This is a genomic window from Corynebacterium sp. HMSC071F07 (assembly GCF_001810285.1).
Classification (GTDB): Bacteria; Actinomycetota; Actinomycetes; order Mycobacteriales; family Mycobacteriaceae; genus Corynebacterium; species Corynebacterium simulans.
The window spans coordinates 111,270-132,250 of the sequence record NZ_KV800712.1 but is presented as its reverse complement, the minus strand read 5'-3'; the positions used below and the strand labels follow the sequence as shown (position 1 = coordinate 132,250).

Annotated in this window: 18 protein-coding genes; 8 read left to right on the top strand and 10 right to left on the bottom strand. The window is 59.6% G+C overall.

The genetic code is table 11. The features are described 5' to 3' along the window. Positions 1-22: 22 nt before the first annotated feature. The 7 genes from rapZ (at position 23) to secG (ending at position 7,116) form a co-directional block, all read left to right on the top strand. Positions 23-895 (top strand): RNase adapter RapZ, encoded by an 873-nt coding sequence (gene rapZ / locus HMPREF2724_RS07410; RefSeq protein WP_141744794.1) that lies wholly within the window; start codon positions 23-25, stop codon positions 893-895. Between the two features lie 49 nt (positions 896-944). Then, positions 945-1,913 (top strand): gluconeogenesis factor YvcK family protein, encoded by a 969-nt coding sequence (gene yvcK, locus HMPREF2724_RS07405; RefSeq protein WP_070588046.1) that lies wholly within the window; start codon positions 945-947, stop codon positions 1,911-1,913. Between the two features lie 158 nt (positions 1,914-2,071). After that, positions 2,072-3,061 carry a DNA-binding protein WhiA gene (gene whiA, locus HMPREF2724_RS07400; protein ID WP_061922316.1) on the top strand — a complete coding sequence of 330 codons (990 nt, stop codon included), beginning with the start codon at positions 2,072-2,074 and terminating at the stop codon, positions 3,059-3,061. A gap of 498 nt (positions 3,062-3,559) precedes the next feature. Then, a complete protein-coding gene (gap, locus tag HMPREF2724_RS07395) occupies positions 3,560-4,567 on the top strand; it encodes a type I glyceraldehyde-3-phosphate dehydrogenase (protein WP_061922319.1) in 1,008 nt (335 codons plus the stop codon). A 138-nt stretch (positions 4,568-4,705) separates the two neighbouring features. Then, positions 4,706-5,923, top strand: coding sequence for a phosphoglycerate kinase (gene pgk, locus HMPREF2724_RS07390; protein WP_070588043.1), 1,218 nt, complete (start codon positions 4,706-4,708; stop codon positions 5,921-5,923). Between the two features lie 51 nt (positions 5,924-5,974). After that, positions 5,975-6,754 (top strand): triose-phosphate isomerase, encoded by a 780-nt coding sequence (gene tpiA / locus HMPREF2724_RS07385; RefSeq protein ID WP_070498428.1) that lies wholly within the window; start codon positions 5,975-5,977, stop codon positions 6,752-6,754. Between the two features lie 125 nt (positions 6,755-6,879). Beyond that, positions 6,880-7,116, top strand: a complete 237-nt coding sequence (secG, locus tag HMPREF2724_RS07380) for a preprotein translocase subunit SecG (RefSeq protein WP_061922327.1) — start codon at positions 6,880-6,882, stop codon at positions 7,114-7,116. A gap of 85 nt (positions 7,117-7,201) precedes the next feature. Here the strand turns inward: secG and pgl are convergent, their stop codons facing one another. The 5 genes from pgl to tkt form a co-directional block, all read right to left on the bottom strand. Next, a complete protein-coding gene (gene pgl / locus HMPREF2724_RS07375) occupies positions 7,202-7,969 on the bottom strand; it encodes a 6-phosphogluconolactonase (RefSeq protein WP_070588040.1) in 768 nt (255 codons plus the stop codon). 44 nt (positions 7,970-8,013) lie between these two features. Beyond that, positions 8,014-8,946, bottom strand: a complete 933-nt coding sequence (locus tag HMPREF2724_RS07370; protein WP_061922333.1) for a glucose-6-phosphate dehydrogenase assembly protein OpcA — start codon at positions 8,944-8,946, stop codon at positions 8,014-8,016. 13 nt (positions 8,947-8,959) lie between these two features. Next, the gene (gene zwf / locus HMPREF2724_RS07365) at positions 8,960-10,531 is read right to left on the bottom strand and encodes a glucose-6-phosphate dehydrogenase (protein WP_083281271.1); all 1,572 of its coding nucleotides are present in this window, start codon (positions 10,529-10,531) and stop codon (positions 8,960-8,962) included. A 63-nt stretch (positions 10,532-10,594) separates the two neighbouring features. Next, complete coding sequence (tal, locus tag HMPREF2724_RS07360; RefSeq protein ID WP_070588038.1) at positions 10,595-11,677, bottom strand: transaldolase; 1,083 nt, start codon at positions 11,675-11,677, stop codon at positions 10,595-10,597. Between the two features lie 7 nt (positions 11,678-11,684). Further along, on the bottom strand, positions 11,685-13,754 hold the full coding sequence (gene tkt, locus HMPREF2724_RS07355) for a transketolase (protein WP_210386693.1): 2,070 nt from the start codon (positions 13,752-13,754) through the stop codon (positions 11,685-11,687). Between the two features lie 291 nt (positions 13,755-14,045). Here tkt and HMPREF2724_RS07350 point away from each other — a divergent pair, with 291 nt between their 5' ends. Then, on the top strand, positions 14,046-14,990 hold the full coding sequence (locus HMPREF2724_RS07350; protein ID WP_062035102.1) for a heme o synthase: 945 nt from the start codon (positions 14,046-14,048) through the stop codon (positions 14,988-14,990). A gap of 61 nt (positions 14,991-15,051) precedes the next feature. Here the strand turns inward: HMPREF2724_RS07350 and HMPREF2724_RS07345 are convergent, their stop codons facing one another. The 5 genes from HMPREF2724_RS07345 to mptB all read right to left on the bottom strand — a co-directional run bounded on the left by HMPREF2724_RS07345 (position 15,052) and on the right by mptB (position 20,870). Then, positions 15,052-16,023, bottom strand: a complete 972-nt coding sequence (locus tag HMPREF2724_RS07345; RefSeq protein ID WP_070588033.1) for a quinone oxidoreductase family protein — start codon at positions 16,021-16,023, stop codon at positions 15,052-15,054. Positions 16,024-16,159: 136 nt separating this feature from the next. Continuing rightward, complete coding sequence (locus HMPREF2724_RS07340) at positions 16,160-17,164, bottom strand: COX15/CtaA family protein (RefSeq protein WP_062035098.1); 1,005 nt, start codon at positions 17,162-17,164, stop codon at positions 16,160-16,162. Between the two features lie 271 nt (positions 17,165-17,435). Continuing rightward, a complete protein-coding gene (locus HMPREF2724_RS07335) occupies positions 17,436-18,197 on the bottom strand; it encodes an ABC transporter permease (RefSeq protein ID WP_061922353.1) in 762 nt (253 codons plus the stop codon). Positions 18,198-18,206: 9 nt separating this feature from the next. Continuing rightward, entirely contained in the window at positions 18,207-19,136 is a 930-nt protein-coding gene (locus HMPREF2724_RS07330; protein ID WP_061922357.1) for an ABC transporter ATP-binding protein, read from the bottom strand. A gap of 6 nt (positions 19,137-19,142) precedes the next feature. Further along, positions 19,143-20,870 (bottom strand): polyprenol phosphomannose-dependent alpha 1,6 mannosyltransferase MptB, encoded by a 1,728-nt coding sequence (gene mptB, locus HMPREF2724_RS07325; protein WP_070432911.1) that lies wholly within the window; start codon positions 20,868-20,870, stop codon positions 19,143-19,145. Positions 20,871-20,981: the final 111 nt, after the last annotated feature.

Below are 20,981 nucleotides of genomic sequence, written 5' to 3'. Positions count from 1 at the left end.
TTCGCGGGCTAAGATGGGCTGCATGACGCACTTAGAATCCCCGCCCATCTTCATCACCGGTATGTCGGGTGGTGGCTTGACCTCCGCAGCCAAAGTCTTGGAGGACAAAGGCTACTACGTTGCCCACAACATCCCGCCGAAGGCCATCATTGATCTTCTCAAGCTGTGCGCGATGGAGGAGACCAAGGTTAAGAAGGTCGCAGCGGTAACTGACGTGCGTTCCCGTATGTTTCTAGGTTCGCTGCTGGAGACCATCGATGAAGTTACCGAACTCGGCATGAAGCCAACGGTACTGTTTCTCGATGCACGCGATGACGTTTTGATTCGCCGTTTCGATTCCGTGCGCCGTACCCACCCCCTACAGGGTGGAGACACGCTGAAGGCAGGCATTCAGAGGGAGCGAAAAGCCATCGCGCATGCCCGCGAGCGTGCGGACATCATCATCGATACCACCAATCTCTCCATCCATGATCTGCGGCGTGCGATGGAGGCCGCCTTCGGTGATATGCGCAAAGACGTCCAGCACGTCACCGTCGAGTCCTTTGGCTTTAAAAATGGCTCGCCTCGCGATGCAGACCTTGTGCTTGACGTGCGATTCTTGCCCAATCCTTATTGGGTTCCGGAGCTGCGCGGCTACCGTGGCACCGATGAGCCGGTCTCGGATTATGTCTTGGCCCATCCTGCCGCCGAGAAGTTCATTGAGCACTTTCTGGATATGTTCGGCACCATGCTCAAGGGCTATCGTCACGAGGGCAAGAACTTCATCACAGTTGGCGTCGGCTGTACGGGCGGCCACCACCGTTCCGTTGCCGTTGCCGAGGAATTGACCCGGCGCCTGCGTCAGCGCGGAGACCTCGAGGTAAACGCTCTGCACCGCGATATTCAACGCGGCTAGTTTTTCTATTTCCTTGCACAATTGACCCGGAAAGCTTATAAATCCACCAATGACTCGACAAACCCACATGGCTTGCCTCGGTGGCGGCCATGGTCTTTATCAAACCCTTCTTGCTGCCCAGATGACGGGCGTGGAGCGGATCTCAGCCATAGTTACCGTCGCCGATGACGGTGGCTCTTCAGGGCGTCTGCGCTGTGAGCTGGACATCATTCCACCCGGTGATCTGCGCATGGCGCTGGCCGCGCTTTCCGATGACACGGAAACTGGCCAAATGTGGGCAGAGACGTTGCAACATCGTTTCCGGGGCAACGGTGCGATGGCAGGGCACGCCGTGGGTAATTTGCTTATTGCTGGCCTGACTGAGGTTCTCGGCGATTATCAGGCGGCCCTGGATAAGGTAGCCCAGCTGACCAATTCCCGCGGCCGCGTGCTGCCGGTGGTCAATCAGCCGCTGGACATCGAGGCGGAGGTCGCCGGACTTGACGAGGATCCCCGCATCATGCGGGCCGTACGCGGCCAAGTGGCGGTGGCTTCCACTCCGGGTCAGGTACGTCGCGTACGCATCCTTCCGGCGCATCCACAGGCCAATCCGAACGCTTTGGCCGCGCTTTCCGACGCCGACCTCATCACCATCGGCCCCGGCTCTTGGTTTAGCTCGGTGCTACCGCACGTGCTGGTGCCGGAAATCGTGAACACTGTGAAGAACTCTTCCGCGATGCGCGTGGTTGTGCTGAACCTTTCGGCAGAGCCGGGCGAGACTCAGGGCTTTTCTGCGGAGCGGCATCTCCACGTGTTGGCGCAGCATGCGCCGGAACTGCGCATCGACCGCGTCTTGGTGGATTCCAACGCTATCCCTAGTGAGAGTGAGCGCAGCTATCTGCAGCGCGCAGCCAACGTACTGGGCGCCCAAGCGGTATTCGCTGACGTTAGCCTGCGTGATGAAAACGGCGTGCGTCTAAACAAGCATGATCCACACAAGCTTTCTGCTGCGTTGAAAGGATTGCTCGAGCAAAGCTAGCCTAGTGCGGCCAAGGATTTATCGTGCAGGCTAGACTAGTGTTTCTCTATGTCTGTATAAGGCATTCCGTGCCTGATAGGGCATACCGCGTCTGCGCAGACCTGGTTGGATGATGCTCGGTCTGTACAGCAAGAATCATTGAGAAAGGGGCAAGGACTTTGTCTGCTTCATTGACCGAACAGGTCAAGGATGAACTCACAGCAGTCTCCGTTCCACGCCAGTCCGCTCGTGCCGCGGAAATTTCCGCCATGTTGCGCTTTGCCGGCGAGCTGACCGTAAGCGGGGACCAGATGGCCTACGAAATCGAAGTGGACAATCTGCGCATTGCCGAGCGGCTCATCGAAGCCCTCGATGACCTCTACAGCGTGAAGGCAACCTCGCATGTTGTGGGGCCGGCCGGTTCGCAGAAGAAGTCTCGCGTTCAGCTGCGCGTTGCCTCCGGCGCAAAGGAGCTAACGCGTCGCCTAGGGTTGGTCACTCGTTCGGGCCATCCGGTGGTGGGACTGCCGCCGCAGGTAATCTCGGGCTCTATCGCCGACAACGAGGCCGCATGGAGGGGCGCATTCCTTGCCCAAGGGACGCTGACCGAGCCGGGCCGTTCTTCTACCCTCGAGGTGCTATGCCCTTGCCAAGAGGCCGCGCTGGCTTTGGTGGGCTGTGCACGCCGCCTGGGAATCTCTGCAAAAACCAAGGAAACCCGTGGCGCCGATCGCGTCGTTGTGCGCGATGGCGATGCTATTGGCGCCTTGTTGACCCGCATGGGCGCTCAGGAAACCCGCTTGACGTGGGAGAAGAAGCGCGTCAAGCGCGAGGCGCACGATACCTCGAAGCGCCTGGATAACTTCGATGATGCTAATTTGCGCCGTTCCGCGCGTGCTGCGGTAGCTGCCGCCGCCCGTGTAGAGCGCGCGATGGAAATATTGGGCGACGACGTGCCCGAGCACCTCGCAGATGCGGGCCGCCTGCGCGTCCAGCACCGCGAGGCCTCCTTGGAGGAACTGGGACGCCTGGCTGATCCTCCAATGACTAAGGATGCTGTTGCCGGACGCATCCGGCGCTTGCTTTCCATGGCAGATAAGCGCGCCGAGGAGCTTGATATTCCGGACACCAACGAATCGATCACTGATGATCTTTTTGACGAGTCGTAGACTTTACTAGGTGAAAAAGTTTCTGATTTTCAAGGTTTCGATCAAAGCCTTAGCCGCCAGCCGCCTTGTCCGATCGGACGGGGCGGTTTTGTTCGGGCAAAACAGGCACATTCGGGAGTAGGCGGATACTTTACGCCCAGCATTGCTGCGTCTGGTACCTGCTGGATATGTTTGCTAATCAGGGCTGAGCTGGGGGAGTGATATATCCCACCCCAGGCAACATAAACCAACACATACGGACAAACTCGGGGGTAGTGCAGGGGGTTTTCGGTGCGGATTAGTCATGTGAGCCAAAAATTGTACGCCTGTTTTTGCCTTTCGTCATTACCTGGTTCTAGAAAGCCTCGGGTGGCCCTTTGACCGCTGCATGCTTGGTGTTTGCTCGGTAGTATCGGCCGTGTTGGGAAAACTCACCGAGGTTCTTCGCACCAAAGACGAACTAGAGGAGATGCCTCGGAGCCCACATAACTTTTACTCGATTTATAGAGGAGAAAAACAGTGACCATCCGCGTAGGCATCAATGGCTTTGGCCGCATCGGCCGCAACTTCTTCCGTGCAGTTGCCCAGGGCGACTCCGACCTCGAGGTAGTTGCAGTCAACGACCTCACCGACAACGGCAGCCTGGCAAATCTTCTCAAGTACGATTCCGTTCTCGGCCGCTTCGACGGCGAGATCACTCATGATGACGAGTCCATCACCGTCAACGGCCACCGCATCGCAGTTTCTGCTGAGCGCGATCCAAAGAACTTGAACTGGTCCGAACACAACGTTGACATCGTTATCGAGTCCACCGGCTTCTTTACCGATGGTGAGGCAGCAAAGGCTCACATCGAGGCTGGCGCCAAGAAGGTCATCATTTCTGCACCGGGCAAGAACGTTGACGGCACCTTCGTCTACGGCGTCAACTCCGACGAATACGACGCTGCGAAGCACAACGTTATTTCCGCAGCTTCCTGCACAACCAACTGCCTGGCACCGATGGCAAAGGTCCTCAATGACAAGTTCGGCATCGAGAAGGGCCTGATGACCACCGTTCACTCCTACACCGGTGACCAGCGCATCCAGGATGCACCACACAAGGACCCACGCCGTGCACGCGCTGCAGCGGTCAACATGGTTCCGACCTCCACCGGCGCTGCAAAGGCAGTTGCACTGGTTCTTCCGGAGCTTGAAGGCAAGCTGGACGGCTACGCAATGCGCGTTCCGACCATCACCGGTTCCGCAACCGACCTGACTTTCACCGCTTCCCGCGACGTCACCGTTGAGGAAATCAACGCTGCAATCAAGGAAGCCTCTGTTGGCGAGTTCGGCGAGACCCTCGCATACACCGAAGACCCAATCGTTTCCACCGACATCATCACCGACCCACACGGTTGCATCTTCGACGCCGGCATGACCAAGGTCTCCAACGGCAACCTCGTCAAGGTCCTTGGCTGGTACGACAACGAGTGGGGCTACACCAACCAGCTCGTGCGCACCACCTCCTTGGTCGCTTCCAAGCTTTAAGCTCGGCGCTTGCAAGTCTTAACTAGAGGCTTGGCTTAGATGTTCTACCGGCTCACGCAATTTCCCGCCCAAGGGTCATGCGTGGGCCGGTAGTCTTGTATAGAACGCTTTTTAAAGATTTCAATGAAGGAGAATCCAATGGCTTTCAAGACCCTTGATGACCTCATCGCAGAGGGTGTGGAGTCCCGCCACGTCCTCGTACGATCCGACTTCAATGTGCCGCTCGACGAGGAAGGCAACATTACTGACTCCGGACGTATCACCGCATCCCTGCCAACCATCAAGGCACTCGTTGAAGGTGGCGCCAAGGTCATCCTTTCCGCACACCTGGGCCGTCCAAAGGGCGAGGTAAACGAGAAGTACTCCCTGGCACCGGTAGCAGAGGCTCTTTCTGAGGCACTGGGTCAATACGTAGCGCTTGCTGGCGACGTAACCGGTGAGGACGCACACGAGCGCGCAAACGGTCTTAACGACGGTGACGTCATGCTGGTCGAGAACGTGCGTTTCGATGCTCGCGAGACCTCCAAGGATGAGGCTGAGCGCGGCGCTTTCGCTGATGAGCTCGCTGCCTTGGCTGCGGATAACGGCGCCTTCGTCTCCGACGGTTTTGGCGTTGTCCACCGCGCGCAGGCTTCCGTATACGACGTCGCTAAGCGCCTGCCGGCGTTTGCAGGCAAACTCGTGCAGAAGGAAGTCGAGACGCTCGCAGCTGTCGCTGAAAAGCCAGAGCACCCATACGTGGTTGTCCTCGGCGGCGCGAAGGTCTCTGACAAGCTCGGCGTCATCGAAGCGCTGGCAGATAAGGCTGACAAGGTCATCATCGGTGGAGGCATGTGCTACACCCTGCTCGCGGCACAGGGCTACAACGTTCAGAACTCTCTGCTGCAGGAAGACCAGATCGACAACTGCAAGGACCTGCTCGAGCGCTTCGGTGACAAGCTCGTTCTGCCGGTAGATCTCATCGCCGCTACCGAGTTCAACGCTGATGCGGAAAACAAGGTTGTCGCCCTCGACGGCATCCCAGAGGGCTGGATGTCCCTAGACATTGGACCTGAGTCCGTTAAGGCATTCGACGAGGTTATTGCATCCTCTAAGACCGTATTCTGGAATGGTCCGATGGGCGTATTCGAGATGGAGGCATTCTCCAAGGGCACCGAAGGCGTTGCTAAGTCCATCATCTCTGCCACCGAAAACAACGGCTCCTTCACCGTTGTCGGCGGTGGCGACTCCGCGGCTTCGGTTCGCCTGCTTGGCCTGAATGAAGAGGGCTTTTCCCACATCTCCACCGGCGGCGGCGCATCCCTCGAGTTCCTCGAGGGTAAGGAACTGCCGGGCGTATCCGTTCTGCAGGCATAAGCACCGCAGTTACACAGGCCTACGCACAAAACCCCGAAAGGAAAATTTTCCATGGCACGTAAACCACTGATTGCCGGTAACTGGAAGATGAACCTGGACCACAAGGAAGCAATCGCCTCCATCCAGAAGTTCGACTTCTCCCTGCCGAAGGACTACTACGACAAGGTCGACGTCGCCTTCATGGTGCCGTTTACTGACCTGCGCACCATGCAGACCCTCTCCGAGGGCGACAAGCTGCTTCTGACCTACGGCGCACAGGACATCTCCAAGCACGATTCTGGCGCCTACACCGGTGAGGTCTCAGGCAAGATGCTCGCATCCTTGGGCTGCAAGTGGGCCGTAGTTGGCCACTCTGAGCGCCGCGAGTACCACGGCGAGACTGACGAGCTCGTATCGGAAAAGGCTGCTGCAGCACTCAAGCACGGCTTGAGCCCGATCGTCTGCGTCGGCGAGCCGCTCGACGTTCGCGAGTCCGGCACCCACGTTGACTACGTGGTCAACCAGACCCGCAATTCCCTCGCAGGCCTGTCCGCTGAGGACTTGTCTAAAACCGTCGTTGCCTATGAGCCTGTCTGGGCCATCGGCACCGGCAAGGTTGCCTCCGCTGACGACGCCCAGGAGGTTTGCGCTGCAATCCGTGCTCTCGTGCGCGAACTTGCGGGCGAAGAGGTGGCAGAAGGCATTCGTATTCTCTACGGCGGTTCCGTCAAGGTTGACTCCGTCGCTGAGATCGTGGGCAAGCCCGACGTCGATGGCGGGCTAGTTGGCGGCGCTTCCTTGGTAGGCGACGAATTTGCCAAGCTCGCTGCGAACGCATCCACCGTTGTCTAAGCACCGAGTCAAGAAATAGGTACCGGATAACCAGCGCTACGCATGTGGGTCGAAGTATTCTTCGGCCCGCGTCGTGGTGTAGAGTAGTCCGGAGTTAATTAATAAATTCTGAGAGGAACGATCCTATGATCTTGGCACTGGAAATCATCTTGGTGATTGCCGCGATCCTCATGTCCATCTTCGTGCTGCTGCACAAGGGCAAGGGCGGCGGACTTTCCAGCCTCTTCGGCGGCGGCGTCCAGTCCAACCTTTCTGGCTCCACCGTCGTGGAGAAGAACTTGGACCGCTACACCATCGTGATGGTCATTATCTGGTTGGCCTGCATCGTAGCACTCAATCTGATCCAGGCATACGCCGTTTAAAGCCTAAGCAGGCTTAAAGAAAGGCCGCGCTTCCTTTACTTTTAAGGAAGCGCGGCCTTTTACTTTTCTGCTTATTCTTCGTTGCTTATTCTTCGATTACCGTCGCGGCGTCGTCGCTTAGGAAAAGAATGGTTTCGCTGGTGCCATGCGCACCGGCTGCAGGCCATTCGATGGCGGGGGAGCCAGCCACGATGTGGGAGGCCGCCTCAGCCTTTTCCTCACCGGAGACCAAGAACCACACACGCTCGGAGCGGTTAACCGCAGGCAGCGTCAGCGTGACTCGCTCTGCTGGTGGCTTGGGAGAGTCGGGGACTGCTACAACGAGGTCTTCTTGTTCCATTACTGCCGCAGAATGCGGGAACATGGAGTTGATGTGGCCCTCGCCGCCCATGCCGAGCAGATGTAGGTCGAAGCCGTTAGGTGCGAACTCCGAAATCTCGCCCGCATAGGCCTTCGCCGCATGTTCCATGGCGATTGCGCCCAAGTCGAGACCGTGAATGTGTTCTTCCGGAACGCCCGCTGCGTGCAGGAGTGCCGCACGGGCCTGGCCCTCGTTGGAATCAGGATCGGAGACTGGAACATTGCGCTCATCGCCAAAGAAAACGTGCACGCGGGTCCAATCGATGGCCAAGGCTGGGTAATCCTCACTCTGCTGCTTCGCAGCGGCATCGAGGCGAGCCAGCTCGCGCAGGGTTCCAATGCCGGCACCACCGCCGGTGAGAACGACGCGCGCCACGCCGTCGTTGTGAAGGCCGCCGCCCGGGGCCTGGACCGACGTGACTACGTCGATGAATTTGCGGGCGGCAGAGGATATGAGTTCGTCTACATCGCTCACGCGGGGAAGAGTGACCATGTGTGTTTGATCCTTAAAAGGGGTGTAAAAATAAAGATGTACGACTAACTGTAGTCCACGCGCGACAGTGCGCGAAGCGAGTGCGCATATGTCTTGTCAGAGTCGAGGTGGCGCAGGTCCTCAGAGAGGATTTCTGCCTGCGAACGCACGCTCAACGAGACCAGGGAATCCGGGGAACCCGGAACCTGTACACGGACGGTGCTAACGTCGACGACGTCGACTGTTACGTGTGAGGATACGCGGTTAAAGCGCAGGGAGTGGATAGGAAACGCCCCCGGCTCCGGAGCAGCCGTTGTTTTCCTGGTTACCGGAACACCCAGGGCGTCGACAAGCCAGCCCGCAGCAAAGTCAGCGGCCGGGCTTTCTGCCGCTCCGCAGATCTCCACGGACTCGACCGGCTCATGTGGGTGGCGGTCAAGCGCCGATGCTACGATGCCGCGCCACAGGGTAATGGCTGCCCAAGACATATCCGAGTCCCCCGGGGTATAGCCGCGGGAGAGCTGCATGAGCTCCTCATGGCTCGCCCCATCCCCGTAGGCCACGTTGGTGATCCGGCGCTGCGCCAGCTTGCCGATTGGGCTCTGCGCTGGATTAGCTGGGCACTTGGTGGGCCACCATGCAACCAGTGGCGTATCCGGAAGCAGCAGCGGGATAACCACGGACTCGGACTGCTCAGCTAGGTCGCCGTGCAGGTGCATGACGACAATCTCCGAGGCACCAGCCTCACCGCCGACGCGCAGCTCGGCATCGAGGTGGGTTTCCTTGTCGCCGGAGCCGGCGATGACGACGAGCACGCGGGAGGGGTGCTCGTGCGAAGCGTCGCGAACGGAGGCTAGGATTCCCTCGATATCGTCGCCCTCGTTAGCGGCAACAATAAGTGTGAGCACGCGGCCAGTGGTCAGCGTGTAGTGCTCCTGCGCCTCAACGAGCTTCTTGGAGATCTTGCGGGTCGTGGTATCAGGCAATGGGATAATCATCGCTGTAGCCTCCTTAAGGGCGACGCCAGGTATGGCCCCGGCGGCGCAGCATCGTGTTGGCGGATTCAGGGCCCCAAGTGCCCGCTGGGTATTCTTCTGGCTGCCCGGCCTTGGCCCAATAGTCAAGAATTGGGTCGAGGATGGACCAGGAGAGCTCGACTTCCTCGTTGGTCGGGAAAAGCGAGGACTCGTCGAGCAAAGCATCGAGGATGAGGCGCTCATAAGCCTCAGGAGATTCCTCGGTGAAGGCCTCTGCGTAGGCGAAGTCCATGTTGACATCGCGGACTTCCATGGTGGAACCCGGCACCTTTGAACCGAAGCGCATTGTTACGCCCTCGTCTGGTTGGACGCGAATGACCACGGCATTCTGGCCGAGAGACTCTGCCTGACCGTTGTTGAACGGCTGGTGCGGGGCGGTCTTGAATACCAGTGCGATCTCGGTGACGCGGCGGCCGAGGCGTTTGCCGGTGCGCAGGTAGAAAGGCACACCGGCCCAGCGACGGGAGTTGACCTCAAGGGTGCAAGCTGCATAGGTCTCAGTGGTAGAAGCAGGATCGAATCCGTCCTCCTCACGCAGGCCCCGCACGTACTCGGAGCCCTGCCAACCTGCAGAATACTGGCCGCGGGCAGTGGTCTTGTTCAACGGGTGAACCGGCTGGGTCGCGCGCAAGACCTTGGTCTTTTCCGCCTGCAGTGCCTCCGGTTCAAAGGAAGAAGGCTCTTCCATAGCTACGAGGGCGAGCAGCTGCAACAGGTGGTTCTGGATGACGTCGCGGGCGGCGCCGATGCCGTCATAGTAACCGGCGCGGCCTCCCAAGCCGATGTCCTCTGCCATAGTGATCTGCACATGGTCGATGTAGTGCGCATTCCACATCGGCTCGAAGATCTGGTTGGCAAAGCGCAGCGCCATAATGTTCTGGACGGTTTCCTTGCCAAGGTAGTGGTCAATGCGGAAGACGGAAGACTCCGGAAAGACCGCGTTGACAATCTCATTGAGTTCACGAGCAGATGCTTGGTCGTGGCCGAAAGGCTTTTCAATGATGACGCGGCGCCAAGAATCGTCAGCGCTGTTGGCCATGCCAACGCGCTCAAGCTGGTGGCAGATGCTGGAGAAGAACTCCGGTGGAACAGAAAGATAATAAGCCCAGTTGCCGCCGGTACCGCGGGAGGAATCTAGCTCCGCCAAGCGTGCGGACAGGGCGTCGAAGCCGGCGTCATCAAAAGCTCCGTGCACGAACTCGATGCCCTGCGCCAGGTGCTGCCAGACGTGCTCGTTGAACTTGGTACGGGCGCCTGCCTTGACTGCGCCCATCACGTAGTCGCAGAACTCTTGTTTGTTCCAGTCACGGCGGCCATAGCCCACCAAGGTGAAACCAGCGGGCAGGAGGCCGCGGTGTGCAAGGTCGTAAATGGCGGGTAGCAGTTTCTTATAAGCGAGGTCACCGGTTACACCGAAAATCACCATGCCCGAGGGACCGGCGATGCGCGGTAGGCGCTTGTCCTTCGCGTTGCGCAGTGGATTTACCCAGGCGCTCGTTTCCGTCACAGGGGGTTCCTTTCCCAATTTAATTCTCCAGCGACACATTCTAGCGACAAGCGCCCCGCCGAGGTTAGTCAGCGGGGCGCGCGGCCAAAGAGGCGGCCGCAGCTACAGGCGAGCGGCCATCGATTCCAGAAGTTCTTCCCAAGCGGCGACGAACTTATCGACGCCCTCTTTTTCCAGGACTGCGAAGACATCGTCGAAGTCGATACCGAGTTCTGCCAGCTCGGTGAAGACGGCTTCTGCCTGCTCGGTGGAATCGCTTAGGGTATCACCGTGCAAGTTGCCTTCTGCTAGCACTGCGTCGATAGTTTTTTCCGGCATGGTGTTGACCGTGTGCGGGCCAGCCAACTCGGAAACGTACAAGGTAGCGGGGTAGTCGGGGTTCTTAACGCCCGTCGACGCCCACAGCGGGCGCTGCACATTCGCTCCTGCGGGAAGATCGCCTGCCTCCAGCAGCTCCTTCTTGAACAGGGCGTAGGCGCGCTGGGCATTGGCGACGCCCGCCTTGCCGCGCGCTGCCAAGGCAGCATCGCTTCCGATTGCCTCGAGGCGCTTGTCGACTTCGCTGTCCAAACGGGAGACGAAGAAGGAAGCCACGGAGTGAATCTTGGAAACGTCGTGGCCGGCCTCCTCGGCGCGGCGCAGGCCCTTCTTGAAGGTGTCGATGACTTCACCGTAGCGCTCGACGGAGAAGATCAAGGTGACGTTGACGGAGATGCCATCGGCAAGCGCGTCAGCGATGGCCGGAAGGGAACCCTCGGTGGCTGGAATCTTGATCATCAGGTTCGGACGGTTAACGCGCGCCCACAGCTCGCGTGCCTGCTGGATGGTGGCCTCGGCATCGGCGGAGATGCGGGGATCGACCTCGATGGAAACGCGCCCGTCGCGGCCTAAAGATGCCTCGTAGATTCCTGCGAACATATCGCATGCGCGGGCAACATCCTCGATGGCAAGGGCATAGACGGCGTCGTCAGCCTTTGCGCCCTCTTCTTTAAGCTGCGCAATCGCGGCATCGTAAGCGGTGCCCTTGGACATCGCAGCGGCGAAGATGGCCGGGTTTGTGGTGACACCCACGATGGACTTGGAGGAGATGATCTCCTCGAGGTTGCCGGAGTCTAGGCGCTCGCGGGAAAGATCGTCCAACCAGGTAGAGGTACCGAGTTGAGCGAGTTCATCAATATGCGACATGTTTTCCTTACTTGCTAGCGGTGATGGATTCGTGGGCGGCGTTGACTACGGCTTCGGTGGTGATGCCAAACTTCTCGAAGAGCTCGCCGGCTGGGGCAGAAGCGCCGAAGTGCTCGAGGGAGACATTGCGGCCGAAGGTGCCGGTGTACTTGTACCAAGGCATTGCGAGAGCAGCCTCGACGGAGACGCGGGCGCGGACTGCGGAAGGCAGCACGGACTCGCGGTAGGCATCGTCCTGCTCGTCGAACCATTCCAGGCATGGCGCAGAGACAACGCGGGTGGCGGTGCCTTCTGCTTCGAGCTGCTTTGCGGCCTCGACAGCCAGCTGCACCTCGGAGCCGGTGGCCAGCAGGATGACGTCTGGGGTTTCCTTGGATGCTTCTACCAAGACGTAGGCGCCACGACGTACGCCCTCGGCTGCCTTTTCCTTGGTGCCGGCAAGCACCGGCAGGTTCTGGCGGGAAAGCGCAAGGCCCTTTGGAGCTGCCTTGTACTCGAAGGCGGCGGCCCAAGCCTGCGCAGTCTCGTTGGCGTCGGCTGGGCGGATGACCGAGAGATTCGGGATAGCACGAAGGGCAGCCAAGGTCTCGACCGGCTGGGGGGTTGGGCCATCCTCGCCCAAGCCGATGGAGTCGTGGGTCCAGACGTAGTAAGTATCGGTGGACATCAAGGCACCGAGACGGACGGCCGGGTACTGATACTCGGAGAAGATCAGGAAGGTGCCGCCGTAAACGCGGGTGTTGCCGTGCAGCGCGATGCCGTTCATGACTGCGGACATCGCGTGCTCGCGAATACCGAAGTGGAGGTTGCGGCCGTAAGGCTTAGCATCCCAAGCGCCGGTGGTGATGGACTCAGGGCCGAAGGAGTGGGCGCCCTTGATGACGGTGTTGTTGGAGCCAGCCAGGTCGGCGGAACCGCCCCACATCTCCGGAACTGCAGCAGCCAGTGCCTGGATGGTGGCCTCAGAGGCCTTACGGGTAGCGATGGAATCACCCTCGTCCCAGACCGGTAATTCTGCTGCGAAGTTCTCCGGCAGCTTACGTGCCTGCATGCGGTCAAAGAGCGCCTTGCCCTCTGGGTTTGCGGCAGCCCAAGCGTCGAGCTTTTCCTGCCACTTAGCGTTCGCCTCGGCGCCGCGCTCACGCAGCTTGCGGGTGTGGGCTACTACCTCGTCGGAGACCTCGAAAGTCTTTTCTGGATCGAAGCCCAGAACTTCCTTGGTGGCGGCAACCTCTTCATCACCTAGCGCAGCGCCGTGCACGCCGCCGGTGTTCATTTTGTTTGGTGCCGGGTAACCGATGACGGTCTTGACGCGGATGAAAGATGGGCGCTCGGTTTCCTCGCGGGCGGCCTGTGCAGCGGCCTCGAGCGCCTCGACGTCTTCACCGGACTCGACGGTCTGGACGTGCCAGCCGTAGGCCTCGTAGCGCGCTACGACGTCCTCGTTGAAGGCGATGTTCGTATCGTCCTCGATGGAGATGCGGTTGTCATCCCAAAAGACGATGAGGTTGCCCAGCTTCTGGGTCCCTGCCAGCGAGGAAGCCTCGGCGGTAACGCCTTCTTGTAGGTCACCATCAGAGGAGATGACGTAAACGAAATGATCGAACGGGGACTCGCCGGCCGGGGCTGCGGCGTCGAAAAGCCCGCGTTCCTTGCGGGCCGCCATGGCCATGCCGACTGCGGAGGCCAACCCCTGGCCGAGCGGGCCGGTGGTGATCTCCACGCCGTCGGTGTGGTTGACCTCGGGGTGGCCTGGCGTCAGCGAACCCCAGGTACGGAGGGATTTGAGGTCCTCCAGCTCCAGGCCGAAGCCGCCCAAGTAAAGCTGGATGTACTGCGTCAGCGAGGAGTGACCAACAGAAAGAACGAAACGGTCGCGGCCGGCCCACTTAACATCGTTCGGGTCATGATTGATGACGCGCTGGTACAGGGTATAAGCCAACGGTGCCAGGGACATCGCGGTGCCGGGGTGGCCGGAGCCGCACTTTTGGACAGCATCTGCTGCGAGAACGCGGACGGTGTCGACCGCGCGAGTATCCACATCAGTCCAGTCAGCCGGATAACGGCGCTCGACCATGGCTTGCAATTCTGGGGTCAGCTTTTCTTGCGACACTGGGGACGCCCCTTACTTTGTGGATCGGTTGAGTATTGACCCCTCAAGTCTAGATGTTTTGATTAACGGGTGGTGGATTGTCACGGATTGTGGTGGATTATCTAAAACGGTCCAAGAAACTGTAGGCTGGCATGGTTAAGAAGCCTTGGTTAAAGGCGGGGGAACTTTCTAACCCCCGAAGCCGACAACTAGATTGCGGCCATAACCAGGCGGCCACAAAAGTTTACCCCGTGCCAGATACTGGAGGAATATTCCTTGGAGACGTTAAAGGCCTATTTTGCGCTGACGAAGCCGAGGATCATTGAGCTTTTGCTAGTCGCCGCAATTCCGGCGATGCTCCAAGCGCAGCGTGGTGTTGAATCCGTCACGGATAACTTCTGGCTAATCCTTTCCACCATCTTCGGCGGCTGGATGGGCGCTGCGGCTGCCCACACCTTCAACAATGTGGTGGACTATGAGATCGACCAGAAAATGCAGCGCACTCGCGCTAGGCCGCTCGTGCGTGCGAGTATCTCGCGCCGCAATGCTGCCATCTTTGCGTGGGTGATGTTGGCGCTTTCGGTCTTCTGGCTGGGCGTTCTGGCGCACTCCTGGCTGGCAGCGTTCTTCGTCATCCTGACTAACTTCTTCTATGTCTTCGTCTATACGAAGTTTTTGAAGATGCGCAATTCCCAAAACATCGTCTGGGGCGGCCTCGCTGGCTGTATGCCGGCGATGGTGGGATGGGCAGTAATTCGTGACAATGCCCCTGCTGGTGAGCCCGATAAGTGGTGGCAGGCTATCGTGCTGTTCCTTATTATCTTCTTTTGGACACCGCCGCATACGTGGGCACTGGCAATGAAGTACAAGGAGGACTACCGCAAGGCAGGCGTTCCGATGCTGCCGGTAGTCGCCCCTGAGGTCGAGGTAACCCGCCAGATTGTCTGGTACACGGTCGGTACGCTCATCGTGACCTTCCTGATCATCCCTGCCGCCTCGTGGATCTATTTGGTGGCTGCAGTTGGTTCCGGCGCCGTCTTCTTGTGGATTGCCGTTGCACTTCACCGAGGCGTCAAGCAGGGCGAAAAGGTCAAGCCCATGCGCTTGTTCATCTACTCCAATAACTACCTGTCGGTCTTGTTCATCGGCCTATCTATCGACGCTGTGCTGGGCTGGGAATCCATCGGCAGCATGCTTGGCTGGTCGACGGCTTGGTTCTAACACGATCAGCCAACTTGGTGGGTCTGAAGGTGAAATAGAACAAGCGGCAATAAAACCTAGCCTAGTTGTCCTCGCGCACTCTTAAGACGATAGAACCGGTGGTCTTGCGCTCTTGGAGATCGCGATGGGCTTGCGCGGCTTCTGCGAGCGGGTAGGAGGCCGTGACGTTGAAGACCACGTCGCCGTCGGTTACCGCCTGAACGACTGCCTGGGCACGCATTTGGAACTCGCCTTCCTGGGAGGTCCACGCGCCCAGAGAAGGCCGGGTCAAAAAGATTGAGCCGGGCTTGTTGAGTAGCTGCGGATCCATCGGTGGAACCGGGCCGGAGGCCGCGCCAAACAGTGCCACGGTGCCGCGTGGACGCACCACTTCGAGCGACTCCATGAAGGTATCCTTGCCGACGCCGTCGTAGACAACGTCCACACCGAAACCACCGTTGAAGCGGCGAACCTGCTTAGCAAGTCCTTCGCCGTAACGGAACACTTGGTCAGCGCCAGCCTCGTATGACAAGGCTTCTTTTTCATCGGTAGAGACCACCGTGTAAACCGTGGCACCGGCTGCCTTAGCCATTTGGGTGAGTATAAGGCCCTCGTCTTCTGCGCCCGCGGTGATAAGGCAGGAGGCGCCCTCGCCGAGCTGGTACACGCCATTTGCTAGGTAATGAGCGGTCATTCCCTGCAGGAGCATCGAACCAGCTACCTCAGGCGGGAAGTCATCGGGGACCGCAACGATGCGGTCGCGCGGCACGCATACTTGCTCCGCATAGGAGCCGAAAGCGTGGTCCCAAGCCACCATGGTGCCCTCGGCGATTTCGCCCTTTGGGTCGTGGACAACGCGACCAGTGCCTTCGAGGCCGAGGATGAAAGGAGGCGTGGCGCTGTAGATGCCTTCGCGGTAATAGGTGTCGATGTAGTTGACACCGGCCACGATTACGTCGACAAGCAGCTGATCCTCGGTAGGGGTGGGTGCCGAAGTCTCTACATACTCGAGGACCTCTGGGCCACCTTTGTGGTTGACCTGAATTGCGTACATGTTTCAAGGCTATCGCAGCTACTCGCATACATGCAGGAAAACCGCTCCACCGAACGGCCTCAGGGCCGGTTTGAGTAGGTGGAGCGGTTTCGCCGAAGACTATTAAGTCTCGGGAGTCTACAACCTGGTTTAAGTTTTATTTCGCCAGTGTTGCCTGCCGTGCAGCGAACTTTTCTTCGGCTGCTGGGGAGCCAGTCTTCAGGCCCTCTGTGCCGTTGACGCGGCGAACACCATGCGCCCATAGGAGAGCGGTGAAAGCGGTGACTACGGAAGACATGCCGATGTGGATTGGCACCGTCCAGCGCGGGATGTGCATGTAGAACTGGGCGACGCCGATACCCCATTGGATGAGAATGCAGGCGATGAGCATCCACGCGGCCTTCTTGACCAAAGCTGGTGCTTGAACGCGGTAAAGCATGAAGACCACAATGACGGTGAGGATCAGGTAGGCGTACATGCAAATCGCATGAGCCACGGCCATCATCTCGGTATCGACGTTGAGGCGCCCTTCCATGCCGACGCCATCGTCGCCAGAGTGGACACCAGAGCCGGTGACCATGGTGCCGGTGGTGAGAACCACGGCGAGGGCAATGGATGCCATCGCGGCCAACACGCGGATGGCCTGCGGGAAGATCTGGGTACGCACGCCGTCGTCAGGCTCAAGGATGCGGGAGTAAAGCATTGCAGCCAACCAGACGAGAACCATCGATGGCAGGAAGTGCAGCGCCACGGCCCACCAGTTGAGCTTCAATAAAACGGAGATGGCGCCGATGATTGCCTGAACCACGATGCCGGCCAAGTTCAACCACGCGTAAACCTTCAACTCAGTGCGGCGGCGCGCCATATGCATCGCCATGATGGCAGCCACTGCGGCGGCCGTGACGACGAAGGTAAGTAGGCGGTTACCGAACTCGATGAGTTGGTGGATCCACGGTGCTGCGCCGGAGAGAGGAACAAGCGAGCCCGGGTGGCACTCGGGCCAGGTGATGCAGCCAAGGCCGGAACCAGTAACGCGCACAATGGCGCCGGATACGGTAATGCCGCCTTGGCAGACAAGCAGAATCATCGCGATGAAACGCTGCGCCTTGATGGCGGGCGTCGCCTCGCGGAAAAACGTAGATACTTTGTTACCGGAATTCACGTTAAAAAGACTACCGCTCGGACAGGCTCGGAACGAAACCCCGAATGCCTGCGGGAGCGAAAAAGATAAAAGTCACATTTGCTGCCAGAAATGGAACTTTTTCGCGGTTGCATTTCGCAGTTTCCAAATGGTGAGGTCGACTTGGTGAGGTGAGGCTACACCAGTCTCAGCGCAATACTCGGGTCACAGCTGTTACGGGGTGACCTCACCATTTGCAGATGTGGGCCCTCACCAAACGGTTCAAGCCCGCGTGGTGCAGTCAGGTGCGCGATTAGCCCTCGAAGCGGAACCAGCGCACCGCTGCGAAGGAGGCGGCGCCGGCCCAGGCGAGGAGCACGAGGAGTTCCTGCCAGGGGAGGGTGTGGTTGAGGGCGTCGGCAAGCGCGCTTGCCATCGCGACCGTGGGCACCACGGTAAGGATGCCGTCATTGCTCAAGCCTTGGGTGTACATGGCCCAGCCCACGACTCCCATCAGAATGAACCAGATGAGGTTCGCAACCGCGAGGACTACCTCGGAACTTAAAGTACCGCCGAGGAGCAGGCCGAGCGCGGTGAAGGCGCACACGCCCAGGATGAGGGTGATAAGCCCCAGCAAGATGCCGCCAAGGCTAGCCCGAAGGCCAAGCAGGAAGGCAACGCCGCCGAGGACGAGGACTTGGACCGCGACCATTGAGAAGACAGCGGCAATCTTGCCCACGATGATGGTCCAGGCCGGGACGCCGGAGGCGCCAGTTCGCTTCAGTGCGCCGTAGCGGCGGTCAAAGGCCAGCGCAATGGCTTGGCCGGTAAAGCCGGAGCTTGTGGCCGCCACCGCCAAGACCATAGGGAATATTTCCTTCAGGCCGTGGCCGGTAATGTGCTCCATCCGTGCCGCGCCAATCAAAATGGCTAGGGGAATGACGATGCTGAGCAGTTGCTGCTCACCGTGGCGCAGCATGAGTTTGGACTCGATTAGGCCCTGAGCTCGTGCCATGGTCCAGACGCTGGCACGCTGCGGGTGAGGCTGAAAGGTTCCCGGTTCGAAACGCGTCATGATTACTCCTTAGCTGCGCAGCTCGCGGCCGGTGATGTCGAGGAAGACGTCCTCAAGGTTGCGGTGGGTGGTGTCCAGGTTGCGTAAGGTAACGCCTTGCTGGGCAAGCTCCTGGGCCAGGCGGGCGATGACGTCTGGGGTAGCCGGGGTTTCCACGCGGTAATGCAGTGGGCGGGTGGCCTCAGTGGGCAGCCCTGCCGCGTTGAGCGCGTTAAGGTCCACCTCGGTGGCTGTCTCGAAAGTGATGAGCGGTGAGCCCGTGGATTCCATGAGCTCTGCCGTTGTACCCTGCGCCACCATGTGCCCGTGGTCCACGATGACAACGTGGTCAGCCAAAGCCTCGGCCTCGTCCATCAGGTGGGTGGTCAGAACGGTGGTTACTCCGTCATTGCGGAGCGCGCGGATGAGATCCCACACGGCCAAGCGGGATTGGGCGTCGAGTCCTGCAGTTGGTTCATCGAGGAAGACCAACTCCGGGCGGCCGATGATTGCCAGCGCTAGGGACAGGCGCTGTTGCTGGCCACCGGAGAGGCGCCGATAAGTGTTTTTCTCCACTCCTTTAAGCCCCAGCTGTTCAATCAGCCAGTCGGGATCGAGCGGGTTTGCACTGTACTTGGCGCTGAGCTGTAGCATCTCGCGTACGCGGATGCCAGAGTAGGAACCGCCGCCCTGGAGCATGATGCCGATGCGCTCGCGCACGGCGTCGGGATCGGTGCTGGGATTAAGGCCCAAGACGCGGATGCTTCCCGACGTCGGCTTCTTAAAGCCCTCACACATCTCGATGGTGGTGGTTTTGCCGGCGCCGTTAGGTCCAAGCAGGCACAGCATCTCGCCGCGTTCTACGCGGAAGCTGAGCCCGTCGACGGCCCGTTTATCGCCGTAGGACTTGACCACGTTGCTGAGCTCTAGCGCTGGTGCTCCATCGAAAGTTGCATTCACGAGTGCCTAGTTTAGGACACTGATTCGCGAACGGCGTAATAGCACCATCCACAGTCCCATGACCACGAGATAAGTCACGATAGCTGCGGTATAAATGACCACGATTGTGCCGGGCGGTAGGCCAAGGCCGCGAGGGAGCACGAAGAAACTCATCGCCGCAGAATATATAACCACCGTGATCCGGAAGATGAGACGGTTGGCCCACGCCGCCAAGGGCAGCACGGCCCACAGGATGTACCACGGGTGGACCACTGGGAAGAAGATGACCAGCACCAAGGTGGCGATGCCGAGGCCGCCTACCGGGTGGATGCTGCCACGATATGTGGCTAGCAACATACGCAGCATGAAACCGGCTGCGATGATAACACCGATGGTACGGGTGAAAGTGAGGATGGCGTCGGTGTGATCGCCCAAACCTAAGAGCATTCCGAGGAAGCCAGCACTGACGCCGACTGCAGTACTAGAGGACAACCACGAGCGGATGGATGCTGCGCCGCCTTGCCCGGTTATCCAGCCAAGCCCGATTCCGGAAGTCAGCGTGACAAGGGCAATTGCGGCCAACAGGATGAAAAACTGCAGGGCGACGGCGCTACCGATGGCGCGTGGGGTGGAGTATCCGCGGCGGATGAATAGCACGCGGGCGAGCGCCATTCCAACGAATCCCAGCCCGATGAAGCCCGTAACCTTGACCATTCCGGCGCATGAAATGAGCAATCCCGAGCATAAAAAGTACAGCCACGCCGGAGCGCCGCCTAGGCAGTCGACGCCGCGCAGGCCGAGCTCGACGCCGACCAAGGCCAATCCCAACATGACCGATTCATTGTGGATGCCGCCTACCAGGTGCAACGTGGTCAGCGGGTTGAGGATGCCCAACCACAGTGCGGACTCGGGCGAGACTCGACAACGGATAGCCAACTGCGAGATGGCCCAGCCGGCGGCGATTATGCCGGCTAGCGAAAGCAGCCGGTGTGCGATAACCCCCAAGATGATTGAATTGCCGGTGAGCAGGCTGACTATCCCGGCCAACCCGAGTGCGACGGGGCCATAAGGTGAGGGCGAGTTAGCCCAGATGAAGGGGACCGAGCGAGCCAAAGGATCGGCTGAACCGAGGAGCTCCACCGGGCCCCCAGAGTATGGGTCGAGGCCCTGGGTGACGATGGAGCCGTTGGCCAGATAGGAATAAATGTCCTGGGTAAAAAGGGGCGCAGTGAAAACAAGTGGGATAACCCAACCAGCCCAGGTACGCCAGAGCTGGCTTTCAGTAACCAACCGGCGCGGCCGCGAATGCTCGCCATTGCTTTCGGTGTTGCGGAGAGGCGTTCCAACAAACGGGGCCATGAGCACCCATGCGGTGACCATCAGGCCTACGCCGCAGAAGACGAGGGCAGAAGCCGATTGCAACATGCGCGACATCAATGAGCCGAAGGGCACGTTGTCATAGGGGTTGCCTACTACGGGCAGTGCGCCGGCCCCAAGGCCGCCGACGGCGATGAGGATGGCACCCAGCGTGCCCATCCATCGCAGCACAAAGAAGGCACGCAGCTGGGCGATGGTGGTACGCGGGCGAGCGGCGTCTTCATCTGGCAGAAGGTCGTAGAGTGCGCCGGGCAGGGAGCCGGGTGCATCTTCGCTATTTCCATCGGCATGCAGCTGCGCGGAACGCGATCCCGCACTGCCAAGACGCGGGAGATCCTGGCGGATACCCGTGAGGAAAGCAGTGAGGCGTTGTTTCATAAATGTTTACTCTAGCGGGCCGCCAATTGGCTTGGGGGTGAGGGCTCGCCACGCCGGGTACCTGCGTTGGTGGAAATTGGGAATGAATTAGGGAACACTAGTGTTGTCTAA

What these genes read in the sequence shown, in the direction of transcription:
- rapZ (WP_141744794.1), top strand. Translation starts at nt 23, where the DNA reads ATGACGCACTTAGAATCCCCGCCCATCTTCATCACCGGTATGTCGGGT.
- yvcK (WP_070588046.1), top strand. Translation starts at nt 945, where the DNA reads ATGACTCGACAAACCCACATGGCTTGCCTCGGTGGCGGCCATGGTCTT.
- pgk (WP_070588043.1), top strand. Translation starts at nt 4,706, where the DNA reads ATGGCTTTCAAGACCCTTGATGACCTCATCGCAGAGGGTGTGGAGTCC.
- tpiA (WP_070498428.1), top strand. Translation starts at nt 5,975, where the DNA reads ATGGCACGTAAACCACTGATTGCCGGTAACTGGAAGATGAACCTGGAC.
- secG (WP_061922327.1), top strand. Translation starts at nt 6,880, where the DNA reads ATGATCTTGGCACTGGAAATCATCTTGGTGATTGCCGCGATCCTCATG.
- pgl (WP_070588040.1), bottom strand. Translation starts at nt 7,969, where the DNA reads ATGGTCACTCTTCCCCGCGTGAGCGATGTAGACGAACTCATATCCTCT.
- HMPREF2724_RS07370 (WP_061922333.1), bottom strand. Translation starts at nt 8,946, where the DNA reads ATGATTATCCCATTGCCTGATACCACGACCCGCAAGATCTCCAAGAAG.
- zwf (WP_083281271.1), bottom strand. Translation starts at nt 10,531, where the DNA reads ATGTGTCGCTGGAGAATTAAATTGGGAAAGGAACCCCCTGTGACGGAA.
- tal (WP_070588038.1), bottom strand. Translation starts at nt 11,677, where the DNA reads ATGTCGCATATTGATGAACTCGCTCAACTCGGTACCTCTACCTGGTTG.
- tkt (WP_210386693.1), bottom strand. Translation starts at nt 13,754, where the DNA reads ATGGTCGAGCGCCGTTATCCGGCTGACTGGACTGATGTGGATACTCGC.
- HMPREF2724_RS07345 (WP_070588033.1), bottom strand. Translation starts at nt 16,023, where the DNA reads ATGTACGCAATTCAGGTCAACCACAAAGGTGGCCCAGAGGTCCTCGAG.
- HMPREF2724_RS07335 (WP_061922353.1), bottom strand. Translation starts at nt 18,197, where the DNA reads ATGACGCGTTTCGAACCGGGAACCTTTCAGCCTCACCCGCAGCGTGCC.
- mptB (WP_070432911.1), bottom strand. Translation starts at nt 20,870, where the DNA reads ATGAAACAACGCCTCACTGCTTTCCTCACGGGTATCCGCCAGGATCTC.